1 pseudogene is annotated in these 271 nt (G+C 45.8%); it reads left to right on the plus strand.

Annotation, left to right across the window (positions count from 1 at the left end):
- Positions 1–271 (plus strand): annotated as a pseudogene (locus tag SB816_RS31790) (hypothetical protein); the annotation flags it as partial.

Here is a 271-nt window from a genome sequence, read left to right on the forward strand (position 1 = left end):
GGGTTAGGAGATGCACTTAAAAATATAGGTCGAGGAAGTAGCAAGCTATTAAAGAGAGTGCCTATCTTGGGGAACTTATTAAGTGCAACAGATTTAATAGGAACAACGAAAGAAAACGTTGGAGAAAAAGTAGGTGGCTTCTCTGGAGGTCTTGCAGGAGGAGTTAGCGGAGCTGCAATTGGCCAAGCCCTAATTCCAATACCACTTGTAGGAGCTGCTGTTGGTGGTGTTGCTGGAGGCATAGCCGGAGCTTTTGGTGGATCGAAACTAG

Origin of the sequence: Achromobacter sp. SIMBA_011 (genome assembly GCF_046535435.1) — a bacterium.
Taxonomy (GTDB): Bacteria; Pseudomonadota; Gammaproteobacteria; order Burkholderiales; family Burkholderiaceae_B; genus Achromobacter; species Achromobacter dolens.